Below are 19,894 nucleotides of genomic sequence, written 5' to 3' on the forward strand. Positions count from 1 at the left end.
ATGGGACTGATCTCAGAGGTCCTGCTGCTGCCGTTCGCCCCGGCGCGCGGCAGTGCGTGGGCCATCAGACAGGTGATGAACGAGGCCGAGCGGATCTATTACGACCCCGCCACGGTCCGGGCCGAGCTAGCCCGTCTGGAGGAGCAGCTGGAGGCCGGCGAGATCACCGAGGAGGAGTTCGACCGACAGGAGGACGGGCTTCTGGACCGGCTGGAGATCGCTACGCGCACGAGCGCGGGATTGGGCAACGGGACGGCACCATGAATCGAGCGGGACTGGGCCTCGCGGTAGGGGCCGGCTATCTGCTGGGACGTACGAAGAAGCTGAAACTCGCGGTCGCCGTGGGCACCATGGTGGCCGGCAAGAAACTGAACCTGACTCCGAAGGGCATCGCGGAACTGGTCTCCACGCAGTTGCAGAACAATCCCCAGTTCAAGGAGATCGGGGACCAGCTGCGCACGGACCTGCGGGGTGTGGGCAAGGCGGCGTCGGGTGCCATGGTCGAGCGGCAGATCGACGCGCTCGCCGACCGCCTGCACGGGCGCACCGCCCAGGTGCGCGACCAGCTCTCCGGCGTGGCGTCCCAGGCGCCGGTCGTCGGATCCGACGACTCCCGCGACTCCCGCGACTCCCGCGACTCCGGGGCCTCGGGGGACTCGGAGGACTCCGAGGACGACGGGGACGTCGAGGAGCACGCGGAGTACGAGGACGAGCGGCGTCCGGAGCGACGCGAGCCGCGGCGCGAGCGGGCCGCGAAGAAGGCACCGTCCGAGGCGCGGAAGGCGGCCGGGAAGGCGCCCGCGCCCGCGAAGAAGGCCGCGGCGAAGGCGCCCGCGAAGAAGGCCGTGTCGAAACGGGCGCAGCCCGCCAAGAAGGCGGCCGGCAAGAAGGCGGCCGGGGCCAGGAGCGCCGCCCGCGGCGCCGGTCCCCGCCAGTCGAAGGGCGGTGGTGAGCGATGACCGACACCCTCGGTTCCGCGGCCTCCACCGCGGGCAAGGCCGCGAAGAAGAACCCGATCGCCGACGTGGCGCAGAGCGAGGCGGCCGACCGGCTGAAGGCGGAGGTGCAGGACTACCTCGCCGCCCAGGTGACCCGGCTGCTGACCGGCGTCGGCACCAAGCTCGGAGAGACCACCGGCAAGCTGAACGACATCGCCGAGGGCAACAGCCCCGGATTCGCCAAGCTCGCCCTCGACGGCGGACGCAAGCTCGCCGAGGGCAAGAGCCCGATGCGGGCCGCGTTCGAGGTCGGCGCCGGCAAGGTGAAGGACAACGTGGTCGGCGCCTTCAAGAACCTCGGCGGCGGCGGCAAGGGCAAGAAGAAGGGCGGCGGCCAGAAGCCGACCGTCATCATCGAGTACGTCGACGTCGGCGTCCCGCTGCGCACGGCCTATGACCAGTGGACCCAGTACCAGGATTTCAGCACCTTCGCCAAGGGCGTCAAGAGCGCGAGCCGCGCGGACGACACCTCCTCCGACTGGCAGCTGAAGGTCTTCTGGTCCAACCGCAGCTGGAAGGCGAAGACCACCGAGCAGGTGCCCGACGACCGGATCTCCTGGACGTCGGAGGGCGCCAAGGGCACCACCAAGGGCGTCGTCAGCTTCCACAAGCTCGCCGACAACCTGACTCGCGTCATCCTGGTCATCGAGTACTACCCCAGCGGTCTGTTCGAGAAGACCGGCAACATCTGGCGCGCCCAGGGCCGCCGGGCCCGCCTCGACCTGAAGAACTACGTCCGCCACATCACCTTCAAGGGCGAGGCGGACGACGGCTGGCGCGGCGAGATCCGCGACGGTGAGGTCGTCCGCAGCCACGAGGACGCTCTCGAGCAGGAGCAGGAGCAGGAGCAGGAGCAGAAGGGCGGGGAGCCGCCCGAGGCGGAGGAGGACGCCCGGTACGAGGAGGAGCCCGAGGACGGGTACGAGGAGGAGCCTGAGGACGGGTACGAGGGTGAGGACGAGGAGGAGCCCGAGGGCGACTACGAGGAGGAGGGCGAGTACGAGGAGGAGTCCGAGGAGGATCCGGAGCCGGAGGGCGAGTACGAGGAGGACAAGGAAGCCGGCGAGGACGAGTACGCGTCCAGTGACGCATACGACGATGACGAGGTCGCCGACCGCGGGAGCCGTCGATGACCACACCCAGCCGGCTGCCCGATCCCTATGGCCAGGGACAGAGCGCCAATCTCGCCGACATCCTGGAGCGGGTGCTCGACAAGGGAGTCGTCATCGCGGGCGACATCCGGATCAACCTGCTCGACATAGAGCTGCTCACCATCAAGCTGCGGCTCGTCGTCGCCTCCGTCGACAAGGCCAAGGAAATGGGCATCGACTGGTGGGAGAGCGACCCCGCACTCTCCTCGCGCGCCCGGCACGACGAACTCACCAGGGAGAACGCCGAGTTGCGTGAACGACTGCGCGAACTGGACCCGAGCCGCATACCGAGGGAGGCACCGTGACCGGACTGCGGTACGTCTACGCCGTCTGCCGCCCCTTCGGCGCGGCCCTGCAGGCCCAGCTGGCGGGGGTGGCGGGCGACCCGCCCCGGCTGCTGGCCCACCGCGACCTGGTCGCCGTGGTCAGCCACGTGCCGGAGGCGGACTTCTCCGAGGAGGCGCTGCGCGCCCACCTGGAGGATCTGGACTGGCTGGCCGGGACCGCCCGCGCCCACCAGCAGGTCATCGACGCGCTCACCGCCGTCACCACACCGCTGCCGCTCCGGCTGGCCACCGTCTTCCGGGACGACAGCGGCGTGCGCGTGATGATGGAGGAGCGGGAGGACGCCTTCCGGCGCACGCTCGACCGGCTGGACGGACGCGTCGAATGGGGCGTGAAGGTGTACGTCGAGGCAGAGCCCGAACAGGCGGCCACGCCCGCCCGGCCCGCCGCCAAGCCCGCCTCGGGCCGGGACTACCTGCGGCAGCGGCGCATGCGTACGCGGGCGAACGACGCACTGTGGACCAGGGCCGAGGAGTTCGCGACGCGCCTGCACGAAACGCTGTCCTCGGGGGCCGACGGCGCGCGGTTGCACGCGCCGCAGAATCCCGGCCTTTCCGGCGCCGCCGGACGCAACGTTCTCAACGCCGCCTATCTGGTGCGGCGCGACGTGTCCGAGGAATTCGTGGAAATGGTGGACCGGACAAAGGACGAGGCTCCCGGAATTCGCGTGGAACTGACCGGACCGTGGGCGGCGTATTCATTCGCCGGTGAAGAAGGGGCCGCCGACGGCGCAGGGACGGGGGAGGGATCATGACCGTCGTCGAACGCCGTGAGATCGCCCTCGTCGACCTGCTCGACCGGCTCCTGGCGGGCGGAGTCGTCATCACCGGCGACGTCACGCTGCGCATCGCGGACGTGGACCTGGTCCGCATCGACCTGAACGCGTTGATCAGCTCGGTCAACCGCAATGTTCCGTCGCCGTTCGGGGATTGACGTGAGTGAACACTCCGAGCCCCGCAAGCGCCTCGACCTCGAGCCCGACACGGTCGAGCGCGACCTGATCAAGCTGGTACTGACGGTCGTCGAGCTGCTCCGCCAGCTCATGGAACGCCAGGCGCTGCGCCGCGTGGACGAGGGCGACCTGAGCGAGGAGCAGGAGGAGCGGATCGGGCTCACCCTGATGCTTCTCGACGACCGCATGACCGAACTCCGCGACCGGTACGGTCTGCGGCCCGAGGACCTGAACCTGGACCTCGGGCCGCTGGGACCGCTGCTGCCCCGGGAGTGAGCCTCCCGGGGCAGCAGCCTCATCGCCTGTGGTTCACCGCTTGCGGTTCACCGTCCGTGGTTCACCACCTGTACCAGCGGCCCCTGCCGCCGCCGGCTGACGTCCCGCGGGCCAGGAATCCCAGCAGCCACAGGACCAGGACTGCCAAGGCAATCCACCAGAGAATCTTCACGGCGAATCCCGCGCCGAAAAGAACAATCGCGAGAAGCAGTACGAGCAGAAGCGGAACCATATTTTCGAACCTCCTGCCGTACTGGTTTCCCGGAGTTCACCGATCAGGCGTGGGTCAGGCTTCCTTTCGGCACAGAATCTCTCCGTGCAGGACGCTGAACCAGCTCTCCGGCCGCTCCCCCCACTCCCGCCAGGCCGCGGCGACGGCCCGCAGCTGCTCGGTGGTCGCATGACCGCCCTCGGTGGCGAGCCCGGCGAACGCCGAGGCCACGGTGCGATCCGCCCACAGGCCGCTCCACCACTCCCGCTCCTGCCCCGTGGCGAAGGTCCAGGTGGCGGAGGTCGCCGTGACGTCCGTGAACCCCGCCTCGAGCGCCCAGGCCTTCAGCCGGCGTCCGGCGTCCGGTTCCCCGCCGTTGGCCCGGGCCACCCGGTGGTACAGGTCCAGCCAGTCGTCCATGCCCGGGGACGCGGGGTACCAGGTCATGGCGCCGTAGTCCGAGTCACGGACGGCGATGATCCCGTTGGGCCTCGTGACCCGCCTCATCTCGCGAAGGGCCCGCACCGGGTCGCCCACGTGCTGGAGGACCTGGTGGGCGTGGACCACGCAGAACGTGTCGTCCGGGTAGTCCAGCGCGTGCACGTCCGCCACCGCGAAGTCGGTGTTGGCGAGTCCGCGTTCGGCCGCCGTGGCCCGGGCCCGCTCGACGATCTCCGGCGCCCGGTCCACCCCCGTCACGTGTCCGTCCGGGACGAGTTCCGCCAGGTCCGCGGTGATGGTGCCCGGACCGCAGCCGATGTCCAGGACCCGCATGTGGGGTTTCAGCGAGCCGAGCAGGTAGGCGGCTGAGTTGGCGGCGGTGCGCCAGGTGTGCGAGCGCAGCACGGACTCGTGGTGCCCGTGCGTGTAGACGGCGGTCTCCTGCGGTTCCGGCATGGTGGGTCCCCTCTCCCGACGATGCGGTCACCGTACGCGCACCGGCCGAATGATGAGACCCGCGTTTCGGAATATGGACCGACGGGGTGTCAGGTCGGACCACATCGCATCATCAGGAAGGTCCAGAGAGCAGTCCGGCGCCGGGCAGCGGGCGGTACACCGTGAGCGCCTCCGGCAGCTTCTCCAGCGTCAGCTCGCCCTCCGTCTCCGTCAGCTCGCCGTCGTACGCCATCAGCGTCCCCGGCGCGACCCCGGACAGGCGCAGCCGGCCCACCTGCACCGCCGCGTGGGCGGGGGAGCGGGTCAGCGGGCCGGCGAGTGCGGCGGACAGCAGCCGCAGGGCGGGCCGGCGGCCGCCGTGCACCACCCGCACGTCGAGCTGCCCGTCCGCCAGGTCGAGGCGGCGGCCCGAGGCCAGGCCCCGACGGTGGTACGTGCCGTTGCCGGCGAACAGCATCCACAGCGGGCGCCGGCGGCCCCGTACCTCCGCCTCCAGGGGGTGCCGGTCGGCACGCAGTACCCGTACGGCCGCGAGCACCCCGGCCGGCCAGCCGCCGATCCGGGGGGACCAGTGTTCCCGTTCGGCGACCAGCTCCGGGTACACACCGAGGCTGAAGGTGTTCAGGAAGATCCCGCGCTGCCCGCCGGAGGCGAACCGGCCGACGTCCACGCGCACACCCTCGCCCCGCTCCAGGGCCCGGCACAGATCCCGCACGTCCTCCACACCCAGGTCGTAGGCGAAGTGGTTGAGCGTGCCGCCGGGCAGCACGGCCAGAGGCAGCCCGTGGCGCAGAGCGGTCTCGGCGGCGGCGTTCACGGTGCCGTCGCCGCCGCACACGCCGAGCACCCGGGCGTGGTCCGCCGCCTTCTCCAGCTCGGCACGCACATCGCCCGGTTCGCACTCCACCACCTCCGCGTCGGGCAGCGCGTCGCACAGCGCCCGCACCCGGTCCGAGGTGCCGGAGCCGACGTTGGCCACCATGACGAGACCGTCGCCGCCCGGCAGTGCCGGCACGTCGGCGCGCGGCCGGGCCGGCGGGGTGAGCTGGGCACGCGTCGGGACCATGCCCCGTACGGCGAACGCAGCCCCCGCCCCGAGTGCGGCGCCCGCCAGTACGTCACTGGGGAAGTGGACGCCGGTGTAGACGCGGGAGAGGGCGACCGCCGCGGCCACCGGGGCGAGGGCGGCGCCCCACGCCGGGGACTCCAGCGCGACGCCGGTCGCGAACGCGGCGGCCGACGCGGCGTGCCCGGAGGGGAAGGACGTCGTGATCGGCTGCCGCTTCAGCTGCCGCACCAGCGGTACCGGGTCCAGTACGGGACGGGGGCGGCGGACCGAGCGCTTGCCGAGGGTGTTGATCGCCAGCGACGCCAGGCTCAGCGAGGCGAGGCCCCGTGCGGCGGCGCGGCGGGCCCTCGGGGTGCGGGTCGCGGCCAGTGCGGCGCCCGCCGCGAACCACAGCACGCCGTGGTTGGCGCTGCGGCTCAGGCGGGGCAGCAGGGGGTCGGCGCCGGGCCAGGTACGGGCGGCGACGGCCTCGAACACGCGCTGGTCCAGCCGCAGGAGGCTGTCGCGGACCGGGTGCGGACCGGGCGTCGGGGCGGTGAGGTCTACGTCGGGGCTCATGGCTCCCGCCTACCCTGCGGACGGCGTTTCCTGCCGGTGGCGCGCCCCACGTACCGGCTTCCTGGGCCGCGGCGGGGGAAATGGGTTTGCCCGGGACGGGCCGGGAGCCGCAGAATCCGGTCCCATGGGTCATCTCGAAGCCGCGCACCTGGAGTACTACCTCCCCGACGGGAGGGCGCTGCTCGGCGACGCCTCCTTCCGGGTGGGGGAGGGGGCCGTCGTGGCCCTCGTCGGACCCAACGGAGCGGGCAAGACCACCCTGCTCCGCCTGCTGTCCGGGGAGCTCAAACCGCACGGCGGCACCGTCACCGTCGGCGGCGGCCTCGGAGTGATGCGGCAGTTCGTGGGCTCCGTGCGGGACGAGACGACCGTACGCGACCTGCTGGTGTCCGTGGCGTCGCCCCGCATCCGCGAGGCCGCACGCGCAGTCGACGCCGCCGAGCACGGGATCCTGACCGTGGACGACGAGGCCGCCCAGATGCGCTATGCGCAGGCGCTCGCCGACTGGGCCGAGGCGCAGGGGTACGAGGCCGAGACCCTGTGGGACATCTGCACCACGGCCGCGCTGGGGGTGCCGTACGACAAGGCCCAGTGGCGACAGGCGAGCACGCTGTCCGGCGGCGAGCAGAAGCGCCTCGTGCTGGAGGCGCTGCTGCGCGGCACCGACGAGGTGCTGCTGCTCGACGAGCCGGACAACTACCTCGACGTGCCCGGCAAGCGCTGGCTGGAGGAGCGGCTGAAGGAGACCCGTAAGACGGTGCTCTTCGTCTCCCACGACCGGGAACTGCTGGCCCGCGCCGCGCAGAAGATCGTCTCCCTGGAGCCCGGCCCCGCGGGCGCCGACGCCTGGGTGCACGGCGGCGGCTTCGCCACCTTCCACGACGCCCGGCGCGAGCGCTTCGCCCGCTTCGAGGAACTGCGCCGCCGCTGGGACGAGAAGCACGCGCAGCTGAAGAAGCTGGTACTGACGCTGCGTCAGGCCGCTGCGGTCAGCCACGACATGGCGTCCCGCTACGCCGCCGCCCAGACCCGGCTGCGCAAGTTCGAGGAGGCCGGCCCGCCGCCCGAGCCGCCGCGCGAGCAGGACATCAGGATGCGCCTGAAGGGCGGCCGCACCGGCGTCCGCGCCGTCACCTGCGAGCAACTGGAACTCACCGGCCTGATGAAACCCTTCGACCTGGAGGTCTTCTACGGCGAACGGGTCGCCGTCCTCGGCTCCAACGGATCCGGCAAGTCGCACTTCTTGCGTCTGCTCGCCGGCGACGACGTGGCCCACGGCGGAAACTGGAAGCTCGGGGCGCGCGTGGTGCCCGGACACTTCGCGCAGACCCACGCGCACCCGGAACTGCTGGGCCGCACCCTCCTGGACATCCTGTGGACCGAACACTCCCAGGACCGGGGCGCCGCCATGTCGAGACTGCGCCGCTACGAGCTGACCCAGCAGGCCGAGCAGACCTTCGACCGCCTCTCCGGAGGCCAGCAGGCCCGCTTCCAGATCCTCCTGCTGGAGCTCCAGGGCGCCACCGCCCTCCTGCTCGACGAACCCACCGACAACCTCGACCTGGAATCGGCCGAAGCCCTCCAGGAGGGCCTGGAGGGCTTCGAGGGCACGGTCCTCGCGGTCACCCACGACCGCTGGTTCGCCCGCTCCTTCGACCGGTACCTCGTCTTCGGCAGCGACGGACGCGTCCGTGAGACGCCGGAGCCGGTCTGGGACGAACGGCGGGTGGAGCGGGCCCGCTGAAGCGGCCGGCCGCCGCGGTCACTTCCAGCGCAGCAGCGCTCCCAGGCCGCCCACCGGTGCCTTGTCCGCCGCCTCGGACGGCAGGGCCGGCGTCACGGAGATCGCGGGGGCGCCGGTCATCACCGCCGAGCGCAGCAGGGCGTCGTCCGCGCGGGCCGACCAGGAGTTCTGCTCGCCGAGCGTCTTCAGCTCCGTACGGCGCACCGCCAGCTGGTCGGCGTCCTCGCCGATCCACACCTCGCGGTGGGTGTCGGGGGCGTCCGGGATGACCAGCAGCTCGTCGATGCGGTGCTCCCGGGCGGCCTCGACCAGCGCGGGCACGCCCTCCGCGGCGCCGGCCCGGCCCTGGCCGTCCGGCGTCCGGGCGGCCAGGAACCGGTCCAGGTCCTCCTGGGCGCGCGAGCGCACGTGGTCGTCGCGCAGCCGCTCCACCTCGTCGTCCAGCAGCCTGCTGCCGGCGCCGCGCGAAGCCTCGGCGATCCGGTCCTGCAGCCGCCTCGGCAGCCGCTCGTGCACGGACCGCCGCTCCCGGTCGTCACCCACCAGGATCAGCAGGTCGGCGCCCGTCTCCTCCTGGCACACGGCGAGCGCGTCCGCGATCTCCGCGGCGTTGTGCTCCCAGGTGTTCTCCACCCGCAGCTGGAAGTGGCGCTCCGACCAGTCGACGCTGCTCGTACGGTGCACCGGCCACTGCCGGCCGGTCACACCGCCCGCGTCGGAGCTGCCCAGCGCGCTGCGCAGCTCGAAGTCGGCGCCCTTGCGGTCGATGTACGCCACCACGCACACCGGGTCCTCACCGGCCAGGTCCAGCAGCGGTGACACGTGCGGCAGCGGCGCCCAGTCGGCGGTGGTCCCGCCGTACGGGGGCCGGGCCAGCGGCGGATCGAGGACCACCCGCCCGGCACACGCGAACAGCGCCCGCCCGTGCGGGTCGGCGGCGTGGCGCAGTCCCTCCACCGCCTCCCTCACGGCCCGGCAGGTCGCGTCGTCCGCGCCCTGCTCCGCCAGCTCCCGGGCCACCGCGGCGGCCGTCAGCTCACGTTCGTGGGGGGTGTCCTCCGTGTGACGGGAGAGATCGACGTACACGGAGGCCCAGGGCCCCTGATGTTCGTAGAGGGGGTGCAGAAACGCGAGATCCATGGCTCCCTCCCGGGTGCCGCTCGGGGGTGGTAGTGCTTCCGGGGCGGGTACCCGGACCGCATGAACGAACACGACACGCGGGACGACACCATGACCGGAGTGGACCCGGGCCGGCTGGACGACCAACAGCTCATGAAGGAGCTGGAGACCATCCACCGCACACGCCACGACGCCCTGTTGTACGGATCGAACGACGCGCTGCGGGCCCACAACGACCGCATGGCGCAGCTGGAGGGCGAGTGGCTGCGCCGCAACCCCCGGCGCCCGGTCGCCGCGGGCCGTACCCGCGAGGGCGCCCGGGAACGGGGCGGCGCGGACGCCACCACCCCCGGCGGTTGAGTACGCCCTGCCCGCACCGGCCGTACTCACTGTGCGGGCAGGGCAGGCATGAGGCCCGGCCCGCCGGCGCGATCGGGGCGCACCGGCGGGCCGGGCCTCACGTGAGGGCTCTCTCGCCCCGGTTCCCGGCCGCCCGCCTCCGTCTCAGCCGCCCGCCTTGGCGAACTCGGCGAGGAAGGTCTCGCAGAACGCCTCGAGGTCGTCCGGCTTGCGGCTGGTGATCAGGACGTTGTCGCCGTGGTCGCAGACCTTGACCTGTTCGTCGACCCAGGTGGCGCCCGCGTTGCGGAGGTCGGTCCGCAGACTGGGCCACGAGGTCATGACCCGGCCGCGTACGACGTCCGCCTCGACGAGCGTCCACGGGGCGTGGCAGATGGCGGCCACCGGTCGGCCCTGCTCGAAGAAGTCCTTGACGAACCCCACGGCCTTGTCGTCGGTCCGCAGGAAGTCCGGGTTGGCCACGCCGCCGGGCAGGACCAGCCCGCCGAACGAGTCGGCCGACGTGTCGCCCACCACCTCGTCCACCGGGAACGTGTCCGCCTTGTCGAGGTGGTTGAAGCCCTGGATCTCACCGGACTGCGTGGAGACGAGCACGGGCTCGTGCCCCGCCTCCTTCGCCGCCCGCCACGGCTCGGTCAGCTCGACCTGCTCCACGCCCTCGGGCGCGGTCAGAAATGCGATGCGCATGTGGTCGGATTCCTTTCCTGGCGCTTTCCTGGCGCGTCGGCCGGCGTCGCCGCCCGGCGCGTGTGTGTCTGGGGCGTTCGGCCCGTCCTACTCGCTGTCCGTGGCGTCCGGTTCAGCGCGGCTGATGCCGGCGAGCGCCGAGGCGGGATCCCGGGCCTCGGCCAGGTCGCCGAGGCTCACCATCCCGACCGGCAGCCCGTCCTCCACGACCGGCAGCCGTCGCACGGCGTGCTCGCGCATCAGCGCCACCGCGTCCGCGACCGGCTCGTGCGGGGAGACCGTCAGCGGGTCGCGGGTGCAGACCGCCCGGACGCCCACCGCCATCGGGTCGAGGCCTTCCGCCACCGCCCGCACCGTGATGTCCCGGTCGGTGAGCAGACCCACGACGTTCTGCCCGTCCGCGACCACCACATCACCGATGTCCTGCGTGCGCATCAGCCGCGCCGCCTCGACGAGGGAGGAGTCCGGGCGGACGGCGGCCACACCCGGGGTCATGACATCCCGCACGTACTCGGCCGCGTTGCCGGTCATGGGCCCGTCCTTTCCGGCGCCTACGCGCTCCGCGGCCCGGCCGCTCCGGATCCGCCGTTCTCGGTCAGGGCCACCGCCAGTTCCTGGACGTTGCCGTAGCGAGCCTTGTGCGGCAGCCTTTCCAGACCCTCGACGAGGGCGTCGGGCGCGTTGCCGCGGCGCAGCGCGCGGGTCAGTTCCCGCGGGTTCGCGGGGAAGGTGCCCCGGGTCAGGTTCCGGGCCAGTTCGAGCCGGAGTGCCTCCAGGTACGTCGGTCCGCGGCCCGGCGTCACCGGTCCGTAGGTGACCTCGGGGTCGTCCTCCGCGGCCGGTTCCGGGTCGTTCCACTCCTCGCTGCGGGTGGGGTGCCCGGACCTGAGCAGGCCCTGCAGTTCGTGCTTCATCTCGTCGTCACGGTGGACGCTCATCCGGTCACTGCCTCGCTGCATGTCTCCCTCCACATCCTTCAGGGGTGCCGACCGCGTACCCGGGCACCGCGGGCCGACACGGATTCATCCGGACGGGTCCGGTCCGATTTCCCCCGGCACGCTGCGTGTGCCCGCGTGCACCGCCGGTTTGCCCGGCGGACACGGGGAACCCGGCCCAAGCCACCACCCCCCACGCCCACCCCTTGTCGGGAAGGACGGATCATGGCGGTGCTGCTCGCTGTGTTCATCCCCGTCCTCATGCTCGGCGTGGTGCTGGCCCTGGGGCTCTACGAGGACTTGGTACTGCCGGGCACCGCGCCGAGCGCCGCCGACGATCCCGGCACGGCCGAGGCAGCCGAGGCGGCGGCCGGGCAAGCGGATCAGTAATCGAGAAGCGGTGCCCGTCGTGCTCCGTCTAGCGTGTCCCTGCTGACCCGCCCGACAGATGGAGACACGATGAGCAGCGCCAGGAGAACGGACCGGCCGGCCGTGCCGCACGTCGCCGACAGCCACGACCTGATCCGTGTGCACGGCGCCCGCGAGAACAATCTCAAGGACGTCAGCATCGAGATTCCCAAGCGCCGGCTGACGGTGTTCACCGGCGTCTCCGGCTCGGGCAAGAGCTCTCTGGTGTTCAACACGATCGCCGCCGAGTCGCAGCGGCTGATCAACGAGACCTACAGCGCCTTCGTCCAGGGCTTCATGCCGACGCTCGCCCGCCCCGAGGTCGACGTCCTCGACGGCCTGACCACCGCGATCATCGTGGACCAGCAGCGGATGGGAGCCGACCCCCGTTCCACGGTCGGCACCGCCACCGACGTCAACGCGATGCTGCGCATCCTCTTCAGCCGGCTCGGGGACCCGCACATCGGACCGCCCAGTGCGTACTCCTTCAACACCGCCTCCGTCCGGGCGAGCGGCGCGATCACCGTCGAGCGCGGCAACAAGAAGGCCGTCAAGGCGACGTACGAGCGCACCGGCGGCATGTGCACCCACTGCGAGGGCCGGGGCAAGGTCTCCGACATCGACCTCTCCCAGCTCTACGACGACTCCAAGTCGCTGTCCGAGGGCGCGTTCACCATCCCCGGCTGGAAGTCGGACAGCCAGTGGACCGTGCAGGTCTACGCCCAGTCCGGTTTCGTGGACCCGGACAAGCCGATCCGCGACTACACCGAGAAGGAACTGCGGGACTTCCTCTACGGCGAGCCCGTCAAGGTGAAGGTCAGCGGCGTCAACCTCACCTACGAAGGACTGATCCCGAAGATCCAGAAGTCGTTCCTGTCCAAGGACAAGGAGGCGATGCAGCCGCACATCCGGGCGTTCGTGGAGCGGGCGGTCACCTTCACCACCTGTCCCGAGTGCGACGGCACCCGGCTCAGCGAGGGCGCCCGGTCGTCGAGGATCGGGAAGCTCAGCATCGCCGACGCCTGCGCGATGGAGATCCGCGACCTGGCCGAGTGGGTCCGCGCTCTCGACGACCCGTCGGTGGCGCCGTTGCTCACGGCGCTGCGGGACACCCTCGACTCGTTCGTCGAGATCGGCCTCGGCTACCTCTCGCTCGACCGGCCGGCGGGCACCCTGTCGGGCGGCGAGGCGCAGCGCGTCAAGATGATCCGCCACCTCGGCTCGTCCCTCACCGACACCACGTACGTCTTCGACGAGCCCACCGTCGGCCTGCACCCCCACGACATCCAGCGCATGAACGACCTGCTGCTGCGGCTGCGGGACAAGGGCAACACGGTGCTCGTCGTCGAGCACAAGCCGGAGACGATCGCGATCGCCGACCACGTCGTCGACCTCGGTCCCGGCGCCGGCACGGCGGGCGGCACCGTCTGCTTCGAGGGCACCGTGGAGGGGCTGCGGGCCGGCGACACCGTCACCGGCCGCCACCTCGACGACCGGTCGTCCCTCAAGGAGACGGTCCGCGAGCCCACCGGGACGCTGGAGATCCGCGACGCCACGACACACAACCTGCAGGGCGTCGACGTCGACGTCCCGCTCGGCGTGCTCTGCGTGGTCACCGGCGTGGCGGGCTCCGGCAAGAGCTCGCTGATCCACGGCTCGGTGCCGGCCGGCGCGGGCGCCGACGTCGTATCGGTCGACCAGAGCCCCATCAAGGGCTCCCGGCGGAGCAACCCGGCGACGTACACGGGGCTGCTCGACCCGATCCGCAAGGCCTTCGCCAAGGCCAACGGCGTCAAGCCCGCCCTCTTCAGCGCCAACTCCGAGGGCGCCTGCCCCACCTGCAACGGGGCCGGTGTCATCTACACCGACCTGGCGATGATGGCGGGCGTCGCCACGCCCTGCGAGGACTGCGAGGGGAAACGGTTCCAGGCCTCGGTCCTGGAGTACCGTCTCGGCGGCCGGGACATCAGCGAGGTGCTCGCGATGTCGGTGGCGCAGGCGGAGGAGTTCTTCGCCACCGGCGAGGCCCGCACCCCGGCCGCGCACAAGATCCTCGACCGGCTCGCCGACGTCGGGCTCGGCTACCTCACCCTCGGCCAGCCGCTCACCACGCTGTCCGGAGGCGAGCGCCAGCGGCTCAAGCTGGCCACCCACATGGGCGACAAGGGCGGCGTCTACGTCCTCGACGAGCCCACCACCGGCCTGCACCTCGCCGACGTCGAGCAACTGCTCGGCCTCCTCGACCGGCTCGTCGACGCAGGCAAGTCGGTCATCGTCATCGAGCACCACCAGGCGGTCATGGCGCACGCCGACTGGATCATCGACCTCGGCCCCGGTGCCGGCCACGACGGCGGCCGCATCGTCTTCGAGGGCACCCCCGCCGACCTCGTCGCGGACCGCTCCACCCTCACCGGCGAGCACCTCGCGGCGTACGTCGGCGCCTGACCGCGAACGATCCCACAGCGCCGGTACCGTCCGCGCCCGGCGCTGTGGGATCGTGGTGGGGTGACGACGTTGGAGGATCTGGCACGGCTGCGCCGGGCCCGCGACCTGATGGACCGCAGATACGCCGAGCCGCTCGACGTCCCGGCGCTCGCGCGCGTCGCCCTCATGTCGGCGGGCCACTTCTCCCGCAGCTTCCGCGCCGCGTACGGGGAGACGCCGTACAGCTACCTGATGACGCGCCGGATCGAACGGGCCAAGGCCCTGCTGCGGCGCGGCGACCTGTCCGTCACGGAGGTCTGCTTCGAGGTCGGCTGTACCTCACTGGGGTCGTTCAGCTCGCGCTTCACCGAACTGGTCGGCGAGAGCCCGAGCGCGTACCGGGCCCGCGACCATGCCGACGGCGCCGACATCCCCGCCTGCGTCGCCAAGATCTACACGCGACCGGTCAGGAACGGAGAAGCGAGGCCCGCGACCCCGCCCGTAGCGTGACGCGCATGGACATCAGCCTCTCGCAGTGCTTCATAGCCGTCGACGACCACGACAAGGCGCTCGCCTTCTACCGGGACGTGCTCGGACTGGAGGTGCGGGCCGACGTCGCGTTCGAGGGCATGCGCTGGGTGACCGTCGGCTCCCCGGCCCAGCCCGGCGTGGACATCGTCCTCGAACCCCCGCTCACCGACCCGAACGCCTCGACCGCCGACAAGGAGGCCATGGCCGAGCTGCTGGCGAAGGGCCTGCTGCGCGGCGTCATCTTCACCACCGACGACGTCGACGCCACCTTCGAACGCATCCGCGCCGCCGGCGCCGAGGTCCTCCAGGAGCCGGTCGACCAGCCCTACGGCGCCCGCGACTGCGCCTTCCGCGACCCCTCCGGCACCATGCTGCGCTTCAACCAGCCGCGCGGGAGGTGACCGTCGTACGGGCATCCCGCGGCCCCTCGTGCCGGACCGCGCGCCGGGCCGCGGGGGCAGGGGCCGGGCGTAGCGGCCGGCCGTCGAGCCCGCCCGAACATGCGACGGGTCCCTGCCGGGTCGACGGGTGATGCCGGCGGCAGCGGTACGGGTGGCCCCGGGCCCGCACGGAAGACCTCCGGGTGTTTGCCGTGTGGCCCAGGGGGCAGGCGCAAGTTCAGTGCTTCGGACAGGAGGCACGTCCGTGGGAGCGGCGCGACGCCGTCACGGATGCGTCCGTCCGGGCCGGACGCCCTCCCACGGTGACCGCCCGAACCCAAGGGCCGTGTCGTCGCACCGGTGACGCCCGTCCCGCGCACCGGAGGTCCACGAGTTCCGGTGCCGTCCGCACCGGCCGTGCCGACCGGGCCGTCGCCCGGCCGCGACGACAGGACCCCGCGCTCCGAGGGAGTTGCGACGCACCATGCCGATCCACGCCAGCGTGAAGCACCCGCACGACGACGCCCCCGACACCGCCGACGCCTTCCGCCGACTCACCACCCTTCCCGACGGTCCGGAACGCGACGCGGTCCGCGACCGGATCGTCGAGGCCTGGCTCCCCATGGCCGAACGGCTCGCGGGACGGTTCCGCAGCCGCGGCGAGAGCTACGAGGACCTGCGCCAGGTCGCTGCCCTCGGCCTGGTCAAGGCCGTCGACCGGTACGACCCCGAGCGCGGCAACGCCTTCGAGAGCTATGCCGTGCCGACGGTCACCGGAGAGATCAAGCGGCACTTCCGCGACCACATGTGGACCCTGCACGTGCCGCGCCGGGTCCAGGACCTGCGCAACCGCGTGCGCTTCGCCGGTCAGGACCTGTCCCAGACCATCTCCGGCCGCAGGCCCACCGTCGCAGAGATCGCCGAGCACGCCGATCTGAGCGAGGAGGACGTCCGGGTGGGCCTGGAGGCCCTGGAGAGCTTCACGGCCCTGTCCCTGGACGCGGAGCTCCCCGGCAGCGAGGACGGCTACTCACTCGGCGACGCCCTCGGCGCCCTGGACCCGGCCCTCGACACCGTCGTCGACCGCGAGGCCGTCAAGGACCGCCTCGCCGCCCTGCCCGAGCGGGAACGCGCCATCCTCTACATGCGCTTCTTCGACGACATGACCCAGAGCCGCATCGCCGAACAGCTCGGCATCTCCCAGATGCACGTCTCCCGCCTGATCAGCCGCTGCTGCAACCGGGTGCGGGAGCAGGTACTGCGCGACCAGGCCGCCTGAGCCGGCGGGGCCGAAGCGGCGGGCGATCCGGGCCGAAGCGGCGGCGGTGTGCCGAAACCCGGTGCTCACCCGCTCGGGCGTCCCGTTCCCGCGAACGGCGCACGGTGGCGCGCGCGTCCGTACCGGGCGGGCTGTGATGGCCGAGGGGGCGCGAGTGTGCCGTGCCCCGCAGCCGTCGCTCGAAGGAGCCCGCCCCATGCGCCGCACCGCCCGTGCCCTGTCCACCGCCGTCCTGGCCAGTGCCGCCCTCGGCTTCGGCGCGGCCCCCGCCCCGGCCGAGCCGGGCGTCCCCCCGCCGTCCGCCGAGCCGGGCGTCCCCCCGCCGTCGGCCGGCGTCGGGGAACCCGCCGCCGAGGTCAGCCCGGCCGACGTGACACCGGGCGGCACCGTCACCGTCTCCGTCTCCTGCGCGCCGACCGGCGGGGTCGCGCCCGCGACCCTCGACGCCACCTCAGCGGCCTTCGACGAGGGCACCGTCGAGCTGCGCAAGGTGGGGGGAGGTGACGGGACGACGTCCGGGCCCGCCTACCGGGGCACCGCTCGCATAGTCCCCGCCGAGGAGTTCGAGACCGCCCCGGACGCCGCGGGCTCCGAGGACGCGTGGACCGTCGACGGTGCCTGCCCGGAGGCATCCGGCGGCGAGGGCGCTCCGTGGAGCGCGACGATGACCGTGCCCGGGGCGAACGGGGCCGGGGCGAACGGGGTTGGCGCCAAACCCCCGTGCCCCGAGCCCGCCGCGCCGGGCGAGCCGTGCGGCGCCACCGAGCCGGCCTGTCCCGACCCGGAGGCCCGGCACGGCGAGACCTCCGCGAAGGGAAAGCCCTGCGGCGGCGCGACCGCGCAGCACGGGGTGCGGGCCGGTACCGGCGGGGCCTTCACCGACTCGATGCCGGCACTGGTCGCCGGCGGCGCCCTGATCGCGGGCGCGTTCGGCGCGGCCGCGCACCGGCTGCGGCTCCGCCTGCGCGAAGACGCCGAGCACCGCTGACCCGCACGGCGGTGGACCGGGTGCGTCCGCTCGCCCCGGGCCACAGCCATGCCAGGCGGCCACGGTGGGTACTGGGAGCAACGGAAGAGCACCCGGCCGGACGGCGACAGGACACGGCACCACGGACTGCGCGGAGGCACGTATGCGGCGGACGGACCGCGAAGGCCACGACTTCGGGGGTGACGACCGTGCAGGCGGCGACCGTGCAGTTCATGCCGCTGGTCATGACGCCGTGGGGCACGGCCCCGTCCGCTACGGTCCGCACTTTCCCGACGACGGACTGCCCGTGCTGCCCGAACTGTCCGCCCACCTCGCCGCCGCGGCCGGCCGGGGCCAGGACGAACCGGCCGGCGGCGCCCCCGCGCTCCTGGACGCCGCCTGCGGCTACTGGGACCGGCGCGGCCTGCCCACCGAGCCCGGCCACGTGGCCGCCGCGCCCGGCGCCAACGCCCTGCTGCTCGCCCTGACGGCCGCGCTCGGCGGCGACGTCCTGGTGCCCCGCCCCTGCGCCGCCTGGTGGGCGCCGTACGCGCGGCTGCTGGGCAGACCCGTCTTCCACGTGCCGACCCCGGCCGAGTCCGGCGGCGTCCCCGACCCGTACGCCCTCCTGGAAACCGTCCGCCGGGTCCGCACGGAGGGCGGCGATCCACGGCTGCTCGTCCTGTCCGTCGCCGACGACCCCACGGGCACCGTCGCGCCGCCCGACCTGCTGCACGAGGCCGTCGAGGCCGCCGCCGGCGAGGGACTGCACCTGGTCAGCGACGAGACCTGGCGCGACACCCTGCACGACCCGCACGCCACCGTCGTGCTCAGCCCCGCGGAGATGCTGCCCGAACGGGTCACCGTCGTCACCGACCTGGCCGGGGCGCTGCTGCCGCCGGGCTGGCCGGCCGCCGTCGCCCGCTTCCCCGCGTCCGCCGCCGGGGACGGCCTGCACGCGCGCGTGCTCGACGTACTCACCGCGCTCGGCGCCCGCGTCGCCGCGCCCGTCGCAGCCGCGGCCGGGTACGCGCTCGCCGAACCCGAGCCGGTCACCGCCCGCCGGTCGGCCGCCGTACGCCTGCACGCGCGCGTGGCCGCCGCCGTGCACTCCGCCGTCGTCGCCGCGGGGGCCACCGCCAGGCCTCCGCAGGCCGGCCGCCACCTGTACGCCGATCTCGGCCCGCTGCGCGACGCGCTCGGTGCCCAGGGTGTCGGCGACGCCCAGGAACTGGAGGACTTCCTCACCGCCCGGCTCGGTATGCCCGCCCCCGGCGGCCACCGCTTCGGCGACGACCTCCCGGCCCTGCGCGTCCGGCTCGCCACCGGCCCCCTGCTCGGCGGCACCGACGAGCGGCGCGCGGAGTGCCTCACGTCCCCCGACCCGGTGGGACTGGCACACGTGCAACGCGCGTTGACCGGCCTGAAGTCGGTCTTCGACGATCTCCGTGACGCTCAGCGATGGGAGTCTCCTCGATGACCCAGCAGCCCCCGTCCACCACGACCACGACCACGGGCACGTCCACGAGCACCCCCGCGTCCACGGCCACGTCCGCCGAGGACACCGAAGCTCCGCCGGGCACGTACTCCTCGGCCTCCCCGTCCCCGCCGCTCGCCGATCCCCGGCCGTTGGCCGAACACCGGGTGTGGCCGAGGACCTTCCACGACCGGCTCACCGCGCCGCTGCCCGGTCTGAAGGCCTTGGCCAGATTCGCCCGCGAGGGCGCGGTCAGACCCCGCCCCGAGGGCCTCGCCGAGATCCCCCGACTGCCGTACGCTCCCGGCCCGCTGCCCCGCGTGGACGCCCGCACCGTCGCCGTCACCTGGGCGGGACACGCCAGCTGGGTGGTGCGCGTCGGCGGGCTCACCGTGCTCACCGACCCGGTATGGTCCCGCCGCATCCTCGGCACCCCGGCCCGTGTCACCCCCGTCGGCGTCCCTTGGAGCGCCCTGCCGCGCGTCGACGCGGTCGTCGTCAGCCACAACCACTACGACCACCTGGACGCCCCCACCCTGCGCCGGCTGCCGCGCGACACGCCCGTCTTCGCGCCGGCCGGGCTCGGCCGCTGGTTCCACCGCCGCCGCTTCACCCGCGTCACCGAGCTGGACTGGTGGGAGGCGGCCGAGCTGGACGGTGTCCGCTTCGACTTCGTGCCGGCCCACCACTGGTCCAAGCGCACCCTCACCGACACCTGCCGCACGCTGTGGGGCGGCTGGGTCCTCACCGACCCCGACGGCCGGCGCGTGTACTTCGCCGGCGACACCGGGTACGGCCACTGGTTCACGCGCATCGGCCGCCGCTACCCCGGAATCGACCTCGCCATGCTCCCGATCGGCGCCTACGACCCCCGCTGGTGGCTGAGCGACGTGCACTGCGACCCGGAGGAAGCGGTGCGGGCCGCCCAGGACGTCGGTGCCCGCCGGATGGCGCCGATGCACTGGGGCACTTTCGTCCTCTCCGCGGAACCCGTACTGGAACCGCTCACCCGCGTACGCGCCGCCTGGCAGCGGGCGGGTCTGCCCCGGGAGCACCTGTGGGACCTCCCGATCGGCGGCTCCCGCGTGCTGGAGTGACCCCCGGCCGCCTGTCCGGGCCGACGCCG

General features: G+C 72.9%; 24 protein-coding genes. 17 read left to right on the forward strand and 7 right to left on the reverse strand.

The window, feature by feature from the left end:
• From ACH4F2_RS05405 to ACH4F2_RS05435, 7 genes are read left to right on the forward strand one after another with little or no spacing between them, the layout of a single operon-like run.
• Nucleotides 1–264 carry a gas vesicle protein GvpG gene (locus ACH4F2_RS05405; RefSeq protein WP_398131355.1) on the forward strand — a complete coding sequence of 88 codons (264 nt, stop codon included), beginning with the start codon at nucleotides 1–3 and terminating at the stop codon, nucleotides 262–264.
• The gene (locus tag ACH4F2_RS05410) at nucleotides 261–959 is read left to right on the forward strand and encodes a DNA primase (RefSeq protein WP_398131356.1); all 699 of its coding nucleotides are present in this window, start codon (nucleotides 261–263) and stop codon (nucleotides 957–959) included. Before ACH4F2_RS05405 ends, ACH4F2_RS05410 begins: the two co-directional genes overlap by 4 nt.
• Complete coding sequence (locus ACH4F2_RS05415) at nucleotides 956–2,131, forward strand: SRPBCC family protein (RefSeq protein ID WP_398131357.1); 1,176 nt, start codon at nucleotides 956–958, stop codon at nucleotides 2,129–2,131. Before ACH4F2_RS05410 ends, ACH4F2_RS05415 begins: the two co-directional genes overlap by 4 nt.
• Complete coding sequence (locus ACH4F2_RS05420) at nucleotides 2,128–2,454, forward strand: gas vesicle protein (RefSeq protein WP_398131358.1); 327 nt, start codon at nucleotides 2,128–2,130, stop codon at nucleotides 2,452–2,454. Before ACH4F2_RS05415 ends, ACH4F2_RS05420 begins: the two co-directional genes overlap by 4 nt.
• The gene (locus ACH4F2_RS05425) at nucleotides 2,451–3,248 is read left to right on the forward strand and encodes a GvpL/GvpF family gas vesicle protein (protein WP_398131359.1); all 798 of its coding nucleotides are present in this window, start codon (nucleotides 2,451–2,453) and stop codon (nucleotides 3,246–3,248) included. The genes ACH4F2_RS05420 and ACH4F2_RS05425 overlap by 4 nt, the downstream gene beginning before the upstream one ends.
• Entirely contained in the window at nucleotides 3,245–3,427 is a 183-nt protein-coding gene (locus ACH4F2_RS05430; RefSeq protein ID WP_003972471.1) for a gas vesicle protein, read from the forward strand. Before ACH4F2_RS05425 ends, ACH4F2_RS05430 begins: the two co-directional genes overlap by 4 nt.
• Nucleotides 3,402–3,722 (forward strand): gas vesicle protein K, encoded by a 321-nt coding sequence (locus ACH4F2_RS05435; protein ID WP_398131360.1) that lies wholly within the window; start codon nucleotides 3,402–3,404, stop codon nucleotides 3,720–3,722. The genes ACH4F2_RS05430 and ACH4F2_RS05435 overlap by 26 nt, the downstream gene beginning before the upstream one ends.
• A 61-nt stretch (nucleotides 3,723–3,783) precedes the next feature.
• Here the strand turns inward: ACH4F2_RS05435 and ACH4F2_RS05440 are convergent, their stop codons facing one another.
• The 3 genes from ACH4F2_RS05440 to ACH4F2_RS05450 all read right to left on the reverse strand — a co-directional run bounded on the left by ACH4F2_RS05440 (nucleotide 3,784) and on the right by ACH4F2_RS05450 (nucleotide 6,457).
• Nucleotides 3,784–3,954 carry a hydrophobic protein gene (locus ACH4F2_RS05440; RefSeq protein ID WP_398131361.1) on the reverse strand — a complete coding sequence of 57 codons (171 nt, stop codon included), beginning with the start codon at nucleotides 3,952–3,954 and terminating at the stop codon, nucleotides 3,784–3,786.
• Between the two features lie 54 nt (nucleotides 3,955–4,008).
• Nucleotides 4,009–4,830, reverse strand: coding sequence for a class I SAM-dependent methyltransferase (locus tag ACH4F2_RS05445; protein WP_398131362.1), 822 nt, complete (start codon nucleotides 4,828–4,830; stop codon nucleotides 4,009–4,011).
• A gap of 112 nt (nucleotides 4,831–4,942) precedes the next feature.
• Nucleotides 4,943–6,457: a bifunctional phosphatase PAP2/diacylglycerol kinase family protein gene (locus tag ACH4F2_RS05450; protein ID WP_398131363.1), complete on the reverse strand. Its 1,515-nt coding sequence runs from the start codon at nucleotides 6,455–6,457 to the stop codon at nucleotides 4,943–4,945.
• 124 nt (nucleotides 6,458–6,581) lie between these two features.
• Between ACH4F2_RS05450 and ACH4F2_RS05455 the strand changes: the two genes are divergently transcribed.
• Complete coding sequence (locus ACH4F2_RS05455) at nucleotides 6,582–8,201, forward strand: ATP-binding cassette domain-containing protein (RefSeq protein WP_398131364.1); 1,620 nt, start codon at nucleotides 6,582–6,584, stop codon at nucleotides 8,199–8,201.
• Nucleotides 8,202–8,219: 18 nt separating this feature from the next.
• Here the strand turns inward: ACH4F2_RS05455 and ACH4F2_RS05460 are convergent, their stop codons facing one another.
• Nucleotides 8,220–9,341, reverse strand: a complete 1,122-nt coding sequence (locus ACH4F2_RS05460) for a Vms1/Ankzf1 family peptidyl-tRNA hydrolase (RefSeq protein ID WP_398131365.1) — start codon at nucleotides 9,339–9,341, stop codon at nucleotides 8,220–8,222.
• Nucleotides 9,342–9,401: 60 nt separating this feature from the next.
• Between ACH4F2_RS05460 and ACH4F2_RS05465 the strand changes: the two genes are divergently transcribed.
• Nucleotides 9,402–9,680, forward strand: coding sequence for a DUF6158 family protein (locus ACH4F2_RS05465; protein ID WP_398131366.1), 279 nt, complete (start codon nucleotides 9,402–9,404; stop codon nucleotides 9,678–9,680).
• A gap of 144 nt (nucleotides 9,681–9,824) precedes the next feature.
• Here the strand turns inward: ACH4F2_RS05465 and ACH4F2_RS05470 are convergent, their stop codons facing one another.
• The 3 genes from ACH4F2_RS05470 to ACH4F2_RS05480 all read right to left on the reverse strand — a co-directional run bounded on the left by ACH4F2_RS05470 (nucleotide 9,825) and on the right by ACH4F2_RS05480 (nucleotide 11,326).
• On the reverse strand, nucleotides 9,825–10,367 hold the full coding sequence (locus ACH4F2_RS05470) for a type 1 glutamine amidotransferase domain-containing protein (protein ID WP_398131367.1): 543 nt from the start codon (nucleotides 10,365–10,367) through the stop codon (nucleotides 9,825–9,827).
• An 87-nt stretch (nucleotides 10,368–10,454) separates the two neighbouring features.
• The gene (locus ACH4F2_RS05475) at nucleotides 10,455–10,898 is read right to left on the reverse strand and encodes a CBS domain-containing protein (RefSeq protein WP_398131368.1); all 444 of its coding nucleotides are present in this window, start codon (nucleotides 10,896–10,898) and stop codon (nucleotides 10,455–10,457) included.
• Nucleotides 10,899–10,918: 20 nt separating this feature from the next.
• Complete coding sequence (locus tag ACH4F2_RS05480) at nucleotides 10,919–11,326, reverse strand: DUF2795 domain-containing protein (protein WP_398131369.1); 408 nt, start codon at nucleotides 11,324–11,326, stop codon at nucleotides 10,919–10,921.
• A gap of 201 nt (nucleotides 11,327–11,527) precedes the next feature.
• Here ACH4F2_RS05480 and ACH4F2_RS05485 point away from each other — a divergent pair, with 201 nt between their 5' ends.
• The 8 genes from ACH4F2_RS05485 (at nucleotide 11,528) to ACH4F2_RS05520 (ending at nucleotide 19,865) form a co-directional block, all read left to right on the forward strand.
• Complete coding sequence (locus tag ACH4F2_RS05485; RefSeq protein ID WP_398131370.1) at nucleotides 11,528–11,692, forward strand: hypothetical protein; 165 nt, start codon at nucleotides 11,528–11,530, stop codon at nucleotides 11,690–11,692.
• Between the two features lie 69 nt (nucleotides 11,693–11,761).
• Nucleotides 11,762–14,155, forward strand: a complete 2,394-nt coding sequence (locus tag ACH4F2_RS05490; RefSeq protein ID WP_398131371.1) for an ATP-binding cassette domain-containing protein — start codon at nucleotides 11,762–11,764, stop codon at nucleotides 14,153–14,155.
• Nucleotides 14,156–14,215: 60 nt separating this feature from the next.
• A complete protein-coding gene (locus ACH4F2_RS05495) occupies nucleotides 14,216–14,644 on the forward strand; it encodes a helix-turn-helix domain-containing protein (protein ID WP_398131372.1) in 429 nt (142 codons plus the stop codon).
• A gap of 5 nt (nucleotides 14,645–14,649) precedes the next feature.
• Nucleotides 14,650–15,066, forward strand: a complete 417-nt coding sequence (locus tag ACH4F2_RS05500) for a VOC family protein (protein ID WP_398131373.1) — start codon at nucleotides 14,650–14,652, stop codon at nucleotides 15,064–15,066.
• 463 nt (nucleotides 15,067–15,529) lie between these two features.
• Nucleotides 15,530–16,324 (forward strand): RNA polymerase sigma factor SigF, encoded by a 795-nt coding sequence (locus ACH4F2_RS05505; RefSeq protein ID WP_398131374.1) that lies wholly within the window; start codon nucleotides 15,530–15,532, stop codon nucleotides 16,322–16,324.
• Nucleotides 16,325–16,520: 196 nt separating this feature from the next.
• Nucleotides 16,521–17,312: a hypothetical protein gene (locus ACH4F2_RS05510; RefSeq protein ID WP_398131375.1), complete on the forward strand. Its 792-nt coding sequence runs from the start codon at nucleotides 16,521–16,523 to the stop codon at nucleotides 17,310–17,312.
• 142 nt (nucleotides 17,313–17,454) lie between these two features.
• Complete coding sequence (locus ACH4F2_RS05515) at nucleotides 17,455–18,771, forward strand: aminotransferase class I/II-fold pyridoxal phosphate-dependent enzyme (RefSeq protein ID WP_398131376.1); 1,317 nt, start codon at nucleotides 17,455–17,457, stop codon at nucleotides 18,769–18,771.
• Nucleotides 18,768–19,865 carry an MBL fold metallo-hydrolase gene (locus ACH4F2_RS05520; RefSeq protein ID WP_398131377.1) on the forward strand — a complete coding sequence of 366 codons (1,098 nt, stop codon included), beginning with the start codon at nucleotides 18,768–18,770 and terminating at the stop codon, nucleotides 19,863–19,865. Before ACH4F2_RS05515 ends, ACH4F2_RS05520 begins: the two co-directional genes overlap by 4 nt.
• Nucleotides 19,866–19,894 lie beyond the last annotated feature (29 nt).

This window comes from Streptomyces sp. NPDC017890 (assembly GCF_044328675.1).
Lineage (GTDB): Bacteria > Actinomycetota > Actinomycetes > Streptomycetales > Streptomycetaceae > Streptomyces.